Below are 9392 nucleotides of genomic sequence, written 5' to 3' on the forward strand. Positions count from 1 at the left end.
AATCCAATAAGGACTTTTCAATTCCCAATACTTACAACCTATGTTTTAACACTTTAAAATGTAACGGAAAGTTAAAAATGTTAATACTAAAAAGGAAGAGATAGCACTATTCATTTCTCATAAACCGGAGAAAATCCTGAAGCACAGAAAAAAACACTTGCCCTGTAATGTCTATGGTGACATTATCCATAATCCCACACCCACCCCTATACGAAAGCATTTGAAAACAACATCTCTCATACGCTCTGCTGAGTTTCATGTGCCCTCCAAAATCCTCCCCATTTTTCGGAACAGACCAAAAATCTCATTTTTACATAGCCATATTCTTTTCACTGTCCGGCACAAAGTCAAGCACAAAACATTACTTCCCTAAAAAACAACGGAGTGAAACTTCTACACGAAGCAAAGGCTTATCTTTAATAAAAGTTCTTCAAACAAACCACTCCCGATAAGTCATAAATACGGCCTTTAACGAAACAAACAATCCACGAATTTCTATCAAATATTTTCACCCGACAACGATACTCTGTAAAAAATCATTTCAAACATCCATATACCGGATGGCAAAAGCCTCCTCTACATTTCTTTTTTGCCGGACAACAATTAAAACACAATAGAACTTATCATTTAAAATGGACAAATCAATACACATCATTAAATCAATGCCCATGCACGCCCGACAACTTCCCTCGTCAACAAGAACACTTCCCGTCTGGCAGAAAACATACTCTATTTCTGAAAAAATCCGAATGTAAAGAGCGATTTTTCAGAACAAAAAACAGCATATCTCTCAATCTTTAACAGAGATATGCTGCCCTTAAAAACATTTCAACAGTTCATTCGCTGACACTCACATCCTTAATTTGAACAGGCATGATAGTAAGCATTTGTGAACTATTATTGATGATGGTTTGTCCTTTCTGTCCTTTAAGGAAGAAAAAGAACGTCTTGGTATTGCTCCGCACGCGCGGATCGGTCAAGATAACATAGACAGAACGTATAAGAGGGTAATCTCCCGTGGCAATACGTACCTGATAGGGTTTCCATCCTATGACATCCTTTTCGGTCTTACGCGCCACTTTCAGCACTTTCACATCAAGTTCCTCAAAGTCACTGATAGGAGCATCCCCCTTGGCCTTAAGCCAGTTGGCACCGACCACTCCAATAATATCGGCATTCTCCTTCACAGCCTCAATGACAGCTTTATTGCTCCCCTGAGCATAGAGATTTCCCTTGAGTTCATGCCCGTTACACAAGGAATCACGCATGTAACGCACTGTACTCGAACCGGAATTATCAAACACCAGTTTTAACTCGCCCTTCTTTCCCGAAGAATAGGTCAGCTGTTCCCAACGTGTAATTTTTCCGGAAACAATGTCACGAATATCATCAACCGTAAGCAAAGTGTCAGGATTGTTTTTATTAACAATCAAAGCAAACGCGTCTGTTGCAATGAGAGCCTGGCGAACGCCTAAGTTATGGCTCTTGACAACCTTCATTTCGCGGTCATTGAGCTTACGCGTGACAATGCAACAGCGTACACTGTCGGTAACCAACATGCGCAAAGCGGAATCTTCGCTGCAATAAACCGGTTTTACACTGGGAACCAAATGGATTTTTCCGAAAGTTTCAACCTCTTCCTCCATTATGTCCCTGAAAGTTTCATCTATCGCAATATGCACATCATCGGAAGTCCGCCAACCGGCAGGCTTCCGATGATTTCCACAAGAAGTGGTTAGACTGATGCACACTGCGGCAATTAAAAGCCAAAGTGTTCTCATGATGTTCGTAAGTAAAATTAATTGAGTCTGAAGCGGATAGGCAGCGTGTACTTAACGGGTACCGGATGTCCTTGCTGACGGGCGGGGGTAAAGCGCTTGAGTTTTGAAACGCATTCCACAGCAGCCTTGTCACACTCACGAGAAAGGCTCTTGGATATGACAATATCACAAACCGAACCGGTCTTGTCTACTGTGAACTTCAGAACAACCGTACCTTGCAATCCCTGATCCTGAGCAATGCTGGGATACACCAGATTATCGGCAATAAACTTCAAGATGGCAGCATCACCACCAGGATAAACAGCGGGTTGCTCCACAAGTTCGTTGGCGGTAATTTCTTCCTCTTTGGGAACTTGTGTACCACCGGCCTGCTGGTTATCCTTCAGGTCGTCGATATTGATACCACCCTTACCGTCTCCGGCATAATCCTGGGCTGCAATGGAGATTGTACTCTTAGACACTTCGTCTTGACGCTTAACTTCTTTAGTTTCGTCAACCAAAGCATCATCTTCAATCTTAGGAACAGTAAACTGAATAGATTGCTTAACCTGTACTTTCTCCATTTTAGGTTCTTCGTACTTGACTTCAATCTCTTTCTTCTCTTCTTTCTTTGGCTCTTCTTTCTTAAGCTGAGAAAGTTCAGTAACCTGCTCGCCTCCAAGGTCTTCGTTTTTGGTCAGATTGCTTACAACAGTCTTGGCCAACACAAACAAACCAATAGCGGCAATCAGTGCCAATACCATGAGAAGTGCGAAAAGATTGCGACGTCCGGCACGTGAGCGCATTCTATAAGCTCCGTAATCTTTGTTACGTCCCTCGAACACGATGTCACACCATCCGCGTGAAATTAAATCGATTTTAGACATATTTATATACTTTGCTTATATTATTACTGCGCAAACGTAACTCCCTTAGGGGTAAGAAGAGCCTTGTCTACGTCCGTAAAGTTATCAATCACATATTTACCGATGCCACAAATGTTCATCTCGTCCAGAACTTTTATCATATTGTCAAAGTTCGCATCATCGGCTGCTTTAATAATAACCGTTGGCGTACCTTTGGCACCTTTGATATCAGAGAGCCTTTTGGCATACTCCTTCTTACTCTCTTCGTTAATGTCGCGCGTTTCGAACTCTCTCTTCAGTTTGTTGATTTCAACCTGTGCCTTAGCATTCTTCTGAAGGAGGAAGGCACGAAGTCCATCCTTGCCATACTTGGTTTCTACCAATTTCTGAGCAGCTTCTTCAGGCTTGCCTTCAAAATAGAAGAGGCGGTCGTTACCGGCAATGAGCACAGTTACAGCCTCAGAGGCTTTGGCCTGGTTACGCTGTTCATCCTTGATGTCCTGCTTGTCCGAAGGCATGGTAATCTCCATAGTCTGCGGTTTAAGCAATGAAGTACAGAGCATAAAGAATGTCACGAGCAACATAATCATGTCCACCATCGGCGTGAAGTCCACGCGGGCGTTCATTTTCTTTTGTTTCGATTTTCCTTGTTTTGCCATAACATTCTAAAATTATTGGTCAGCTCCGGCGAGTGACGTAATCAAATTATAACGATTCTCGTCAACATCGCGCAAGGATTTCATTACATTCTTAATAACCTTGTAGGAAGTGCTTTTATCAGCCTTGATAGCGATACGCATCTTTTCTCCACAAGCTTCACGGGCTGCTTCCACCCAAACTCTCAACTCGTCACTGACGCTGTCGCAAGGAATACCTGCACTAGGGTCTTTGGTAAGAATTCCATTACGGTCGCTTGCTCCCAACCATCCGCTAACGGTGTTAAGAGGAGTACCGAACATGGGAACCTGAGCAAATTCCTGCACTTCTTTGGCATTGAGAGTAAGTTTCCCACTTGTATTCATCTGATTTGCCAAAGCTGTCATTCCCTGAGGTGAGTCCATATTCATGAACACTTTGCCTTCTTTGGAGACGAAAATGGTAAGCAGATTGGTTGAAGGGATTTTAATCTCAGAAACCGAACCGGGGGTATTTACTTTTACAGGTTCTTCCTTTACGAACGTCGCAGTAAGCATAAAGAAGGTAAGCAGCAGGACCATGACGTCACTCATCGGCGTCATGTCGATGAATGTGTCTTGTTTTGTGATTTTAAAACGTCCCATTTCTTAAAGTTACCTTGATTATGATTAGTGAGTTGCGGAGAAAGTCTGAACGATTGAGAAACCGACTTCATCGAGGCTGAAAGTCAGACGGTCGATCTTGTTAGTGTAATAGTTGTAAGCAATAACGGCGAGAGCACCGGTAGCAATACCTGAAGCGGTATTTACAAGAGCCTCAGAAATACCTGTTGCAAGTGCGGTAGAGTCTGTACCTCCATCACCGGCAGACATAGCAGAGAAGGACTTGATCATACCCAATACCGTACCGAACAAACCCATCAAAGTACCAAGTGTTACAATAGTACCAATAATAGGAAGATTTTCCTGCATCATAGGCATTTCAAGAGCTGTTGCCTCTTCAAGTTCTTTCTGAATGGCGATAATTTTCTGCTCTTTGGAAAGAACCGTATTATCCTCCATTTCCTTATACTTCTTCAAAGTAGCACCAACAACGTTGGCAACAGAACCACGCTGTTTGTCGCACAAAGCCTGAGCTTTTGCCAAATCGTTATGAGCGAGGGCAGACTTAATGTCAGCAACAAACTTAGTAAGGCTAGTACGGCCATAAGCGTTGCGGATGGCAAAGAAACGTTCAATAGAAAAAGCAAAAACAGTAAGGAAAAGACCCCAAATGAGAGGCACAACGAAACCACCCAAGTATACCGTACCGATAAGACCAGCAGGCTCGAGAGCTTCTACTTCAGACAATACAGCGAAACCGGCACCGATATCGCCCTTAAAGTTGCTTGCATGACCTGCGCCAAAGAAATAAAGCAGTTCAGCTATAACGAAGCAAATGATAATTACAACAAAGCCGGATTTAATACCAGTGAAACCCTGAGCTTGTTTCTTTACTTTTGGTGCACCCTTAGGTGCGGTAGCATTTGTAGTTGCCATTGTTTTAAAAGTTAAATGTTTGTAGATTAGATAATAATATTTCGTTTTTTGAATATTTTTACGTTTAAGGCTATCATTTAAACCATGTCACAGGGCGCAAAGATAGACAAATTAAGTAATGACGACAAATATAAAACGTGGTTTTAACGCTTTTATTTCATTTGCCTCCACAGGTTGACAGGCTTATCTGTCATGTGTACTTTTCAAACGCAAATATAAATAGAAAAATACAAATGACAAAAATAATAAGATTTTTCTTCATAGATATAGACCGAAACAGGAATAGAACCATGAAAATAGAGAGCAAACTTTGAGGCATGGCGAGAATTCGCTATATTTGCCGCACGATTATTCTAATATTATTTCTTTTACGAACTAACCACATACGAATTACATACATAATCTATTTTACCATATCTAAGTCCTAAAACATAAAGCCACACATTAAATTAATTAATAAAGAAGAACAATATGAGTCTGAAAATTGTTGTACTTGCCAAACAAGTACCTGATACCCGCAATGTGGGTAAAGACGCTATGACCCCTGAGGGGACAGTCAACCGCGCTGCCCTGCCCGCAATCTTCAATCCTGAGGACTTAAATGCGCTGGAGCAAGCCTTACGTCTGAAGGAGCAACATCCCGGTTCAACAGTTCACATCCTTACGATGGGACCTCCGCGAGCCACAGATGTTATCCGAGAAGGACTTTTCCGCGGTGCAGACGGCGGTTACCTGCTGACCGACAGAGCCTTTGCCGGAGCTGACACTTTAGCCACCAGTTATGCCTTAAGCCAGGCGATCAAAAAAATAGGCCTGCCCGACATTGTTATAGGCGGGCGCCAGGCTATTGATGGTGACACTGCACAAGTTGGTCCGCAAGTAGCACAAAAACTTGATTTAAACCAAGTGACTTATGTTACAAGTGTAGACTGCGTAAAAGACGGTAAGGTTACCGTTACGCGTACCGTAGACGGTGGTATAGAACGAGTAGAAACTCCTCTGCCTATTCTGCTCACAGTGAACGGGAATGCCGCTCCCTGCCGCCCTCGCAACGCCAAACTTGTAATGAAATACAAACGTGCCACAGCGCCCTTGGAGCGCCCTACTGACGGCACACTGCCTCATGCCGAAGAGTATGAGAAGAAACCGTACCTCACCATCACCCAATGGAGCGTAGCCGATGTGGATGGCGATCTCAGCCAATGCGGACTGGCAGGTTCACCCACCAAGGTTAAAGCCGTACAGAACATCGTATTCAAAGCCAAGGAGAGCAAATGCCTCACCGGCAGCGACAACGATGTAGAGGGACTGATAAAAGAATTGTTGGACAGCCATACAATCGGATAAAACATGAACAGCGTATTCGTATATTGCGAGATAGATAAGATTACAGTAGAAGAAGTTTCTTACGAACTTCTCACCAAAGGCCGCAAACTCGCCAATGAACTCGGCGTACAGCTCGAAGCCATTGCAGCCGGACACGGAATAACGGGCAAAGTGGAAAAAGAGATTTTATCCTACGGCGTAGACAAACTTCATGTTTTCGACGCTGAAGGTCTCTATCCCTACACATCAAAACCGCACACAAGCATTCTTGTTAACCTGTTCAAACAGGAACAACCACAAATATGTCTCATGGGAGCAACCGTCATAGGACGCGACCTTGGTCCGCGTGTCAGCTCATCACTCGTAAGCGGCCTCACCGCCGACTGCACGGCACTTGAGATAGGCGACTATGACGACCGCAAAACAGGCAAGCACTACGACCAATTACTCTACCAGATCCGACCGGCTTTCGGCGGAAATATCGTAGCAACGATTGTCAACCCAGATAATCGTCCGCAGATGGCTACTGTGCGATCCGGCGTAATGAAAGCGGAAAAAGTGGCCGAATACTACAACGGTGAAATCATTTACGAAGACGTGGCCAAATTCGTACCCGAAACAGACTATGTTGTAAAAGTGCTGGAACGCCACGTCGAAAAAGCCGACAACAACCTCAAAGGCGCTCCCATCGTGATAGCCGGAGGCTATGGCGTAGGCTCAAAAGAAGGTTTCGACCTCCTGCGCAAACTGGCCGAAGAACTCCATGGCGAAGTAGGTGCCAGCCGTGCCGCCGTTGACGCCGGTTTCTGCGAACATGCCCTTCAAATCGGCCAGACTGGCGTAACGGTACGTCCTAAAGTATATATTGCTTGCGGTATCAGCGGTGCCATACAACATGTGGCCGGCATGAAAGAAAGTGGTATCATCATCTCCATCAACACCGATCCCGAGGCACCCATCAACCAGATTGCCGACTACATCATCACAGGCTCTGTAGAGGAAGTCGTACCCAAGATGATCAAATATTACAAGGAGAACAGCAAGTAACCCGAAACTTTATCTCTTATAAAACAAAAAAACGAAATGGCAAACAATTATACAGACCATCCGGAATTACGCTTTGAGCTCAACCATCCGCTCATGAAACGTATTGTGGAACTCAAAGAAAGAAACTTCCGCGACAAAGATAATTTCGATTATGCGCCGCTTGATTTTGAAGACGCCATGGACAGCTACGACCGAGTGCTCGACATCACAGGTGAGATAGCCGGCACCACGGTTGCAGAAAATGCCGAAAGCGTAGACCTCGAAGGTCCGCACCACGAAGGCGACAGGGTATATTATGCCAGCGGCACCGCAGCCAATCTTGACGCTATGGTCAAGGCCGGTCTTAACGGTATGACCATGCCGCGCAAATACGGTGGCCTCAATTTCCCCATCACCCCCTACACCATGTGTGCCGAACTCGTAGCTGCCAGCGATGCCGGTTTCGGTAATATATGGAGCCTGCAGGACTGCATTGAAACACTTTATGAATTCGGAAACGAAGACCAGCATTCACGCTTCATTCCCCGCATCTGCGCCGGCGAAACCATGTCGATGGACCTCACTGAACCCGATGCCGGCTCCGACCTGCAGAGCGTTACGCTCAAAGCCACATATAGCGAAGAAGACGGCTGCTGGCTACTCAACGGCGTAAAGCGTTTCATCACCAACGGCGATGCTCATCTCCATCTCGTACTGGCGCGTTCTGAAGAAGGCACCACCGACGGACGTGGCCTCTCCATGTTCATTTATGACAAGAACAGCGGCGGTGTGAATGTGCGCCGCATTGAGAACAAGCTAGGCATCCACGGTTCACCTACCTGTGAACTCGTCTACAAAAACGCCAAAGCAGAGCTCTGCGGTGAACGCAAGCTGGGCCTCATCAAATACGTCATGGCACTCATGAACGGTGCCCGCCTAGGCATTGCCGCCCAAAGCGTAGGTCTCTCCCAAGCAGCCTACAACGAGGGACTAGCCTATGCAAGAGACCGTGAGCAGTTCGGTAAAGCCATCATCAACTTTCCTGCCGTTTACGACATGCTGGCACTGATGAAAGCCAAACTCGATGCCGGCCGCGCCCTACTCTACCAGTGCGCCCGTTACGTCGACATATACAAAGCCCTCGACGACATTGCCCGTGAGCGCAAACTTGAAGCCGAAGAGCGCAAGGAGCAAAAAAACTATGCAAAACTGGCCGATTCCCTCACACCGCTGGCCAAGGGCATGAACTCGGAATATTGCAATCAGAACACTTTCGATGCCTTGCAGATACACGGCGGCTCAGGCTTCATGATGGATTACCCCATCCAACGCTACTACCGCGATGCCCGTATCACCAACATATATGAAGGCACCACACAACTTCAGGTAGTAGCTGCCATCCGTTACGTAACCAACGGTTCCTACCTCGCTCAAATGCGCGAATTCGAAACGGCCGAGGTGTCAGCGGACATGCTACCCTTACAAACCCGCGCCAAAGCGATGGCCGACAAATATGAAGAGGCCGTGAGCCATGTAAAAGAAGCCGCCGACCAGTGTTTCCATGACATCTGCGCACGCCATCTCGTGGAAATGGCCGCTGACGTAATCATGCTCCACCTCCTACTGCGCAACGCCACCGCCGCTCCTGAATTGTTCACTAAGTCCGCCCGGGTATACGCCAACTTCGTAGAGGCCGAAATTGCCAAGCACCACACCTTTGTGATGAACCTGACCCCTGACCAACTGGCCGATTACAAACAGGCATAACCTGACACCGTTTACCTGAAACCATAAAAGGCGCATCTGTCATTCAATTCAGACAGATGCGCCTTTACCATACTCCATCTTCCTCTCAGAACACCCATTGTCCTCCATTAGGAAAAAGTGCTAGAAGAAGATTTCATATTTAACGTTTTTAACTTTCCGTAACTTTTCAGAATGGCCTTTTGGGAAATCCAATACCTGGAATTTGAAAAGTCCGTATCGGATTTTCAACACGAATACGGCAAATAAAAATTCCAAGTAATGCTTTTTTCATTCAAAATATAGTGTTTTCAAACCTGAATTACCACTGAAAACACGTAAAAAGCGGGACTTCCGATGGGAAGCCCCGCTTTGCTGTTACAAAGATAATATATTTTCCAGCCGAAAGCAAGAAATGTTAAAACGCTAAATGCCGACAATCCGCCCCTAAAAGAAGGCTGCGGAAAAACGGGTCAAGCCGAAAACACGGTGCATGA

8 protein-coding genes are annotated in these 9392 nt (G+C 45.5%); 3 read left to right on the forward strand and 5 right to left on the reverse strand.

Annotation, left to right across the window (positions count from 1 at the left end; translation table 11 throughout):
- Positions 1-836 precede the first annotated feature (836 nt).
- The 5 genes from C5S62_RS02120 to C5S62_RS02140 are packed head-to-tail and all read right to left on the reverse strand — an operon-like array spanning position 837 to position 4800.
- Positions 837-1781, reverse strand: coding sequence for a PstS family phosphate ABC transporter substrate-binding protein (locus C5S62_RS02120; RefSeq protein WP_104403863.1), 945 nt, complete (start codon positions 1779-1781; stop codon positions 837-839).
- A gap of 17 nt (positions 1782-1798) precedes the next feature.
- Positions 1799-2647, reverse strand: a complete 849-nt coding sequence (locus C5S62_RS02125; RefSeq protein WP_104403864.1) for an energy transducer TonB — start codon at positions 2645-2647, stop codon at positions 1799-1801.
- A gap of 23 nt (positions 2648-2670) precedes the next feature.
- Positions 2671-3285: a biopolymer transporter ExbD gene (locus C5S62_RS02130; protein WP_104403865.1), complete on the reverse strand. Its 615-nt coding sequence runs from the start codon at positions 3283-3285 to the stop codon at positions 2671-2673.
- Between the two features lie 12 nt (positions 3286-3297).
- On the reverse strand, positions 3298-3906 hold the full coding sequence (locus tag C5S62_RS02135; protein WP_104403866.1) for a biopolymer transporter ExbD: 609 nt from the start codon (positions 3904-3906) through the stop codon (positions 3298-3300).
- Positions 3907-3930: 24 nt separating this feature from the next.
- On the reverse strand, positions 3931-4800 hold the full coding sequence (locus C5S62_RS02140; protein ID WP_104403867.1) for a MotA/TolQ/ExbB proton channel family protein: 870 nt from the start codon (positions 4798-4800) through the stop codon (positions 3931-3933).
- 471 nt (positions 4801-5271) lie between these two features.
- Here C5S62_RS02140 and C5S62_RS02145 point away from each other — a divergent pair, with 471 nt between their 5' ends.
- Genes C5S62_RS02145 through C5S62_RS02155 form a run of 3 tightly spaced genes read left to right on the forward strand, consistent with a single transcriptional unit; the run spans position 5272 to position 8919 of the window.
- On the forward strand, positions 5272-6147 hold the full coding sequence (locus tag C5S62_RS02145; RefSeq protein WP_104403868.1) for an electron transfer flavoprotein subunit beta/FixA family protein: 876 nt from the start codon (positions 5272-5274) through the stop codon (positions 6145-6147).
- Between the two features lie 3 nt (positions 6148-6150).
- Positions 6151-7173 (forward strand): electron transfer flavoprotein subunit alpha/FixB family protein, encoded by a 1023-nt coding sequence (locus C5S62_RS02150; protein ID WP_104403869.1) that lies wholly within the window; start codon positions 6151-6153, stop codon positions 7171-7173.
- 36 nt (positions 7174-7209) lie between these two features.
- On the forward strand, positions 7210-8919 hold the full coding sequence (locus tag C5S62_RS02155) for an acyl-CoA dehydrogenase family protein (RefSeq protein ID WP_104403870.1): 1710 nt from the start codon (positions 7210-7212) through the stop codon (positions 8917-8919).
- Positions 8920-9392 lie beyond the last annotated feature (473 nt).

It is taken from the genome of Prevotella sp. MGM2 (assembly GCF_002933955.1).
Classification (GTDB): Bacteria; Bacteroidota; Bacteroidia; order Bacteroidales; family Bacteroidaceae; genus Alloprevotella.

Excerpts from the sequence above, each read along its gene's own strand:
- C5S62_RS02120 (WP_104403863.1), bottom strand. The coding sequence starts at position 1,781 with ATGAGAACACTTTGGCTTTTAATTGCCGCAGTGTGCATCAGTCTAACC.
- C5S62_RS02125 (WP_104403864.1), bottom strand. The coding sequence starts at position 2,647 with ATGTCTAAAATCGATTTAATTTCACGCGGATGGTGTGACATCGTGTTC.
- C5S62_RS02130 (WP_104403865.1), bottom strand. The coding sequence starts at position 3,285 with ATGGCAAAACAAGGAAAATCGAAACAAAAGAAAATGAACGCCCGCGTG.
- C5S62_RS02135 (WP_104403866.1), bottom strand. The coding sequence starts at position 3,906 with ATGGGACGTTTTAAAATCACAAAACAAGACACATTCATCGACATGACG.
- C5S62_RS02140 (WP_104403867.1), bottom strand. The coding sequence starts at position 4,800 with ATGGCAACTACAAATGCTACCGCACCTAAGGGTGCACCAAAAGTAAAG.
- C5S62_RS02145 (WP_104403868.1), top strand. The coding sequence starts at position 5,272 with ATGAGTCTGAAAATTGTTGTACTTGCCAAACAAGTACCTGATACCCGC.
- C5S62_RS02150 (WP_104403869.1), top strand. The coding sequence starts at position 6,151 with ATGAACAGCGTATTCGTATATTGCGAGATAGATAAGATTACAGTAGAA.
- C5S62_RS02155 (WP_104403870.1), top strand. The coding sequence starts at position 7,210 with ATGGCAAACAATTATACAGACCATCCGGAATTACGCTTTGAGCTCAAC.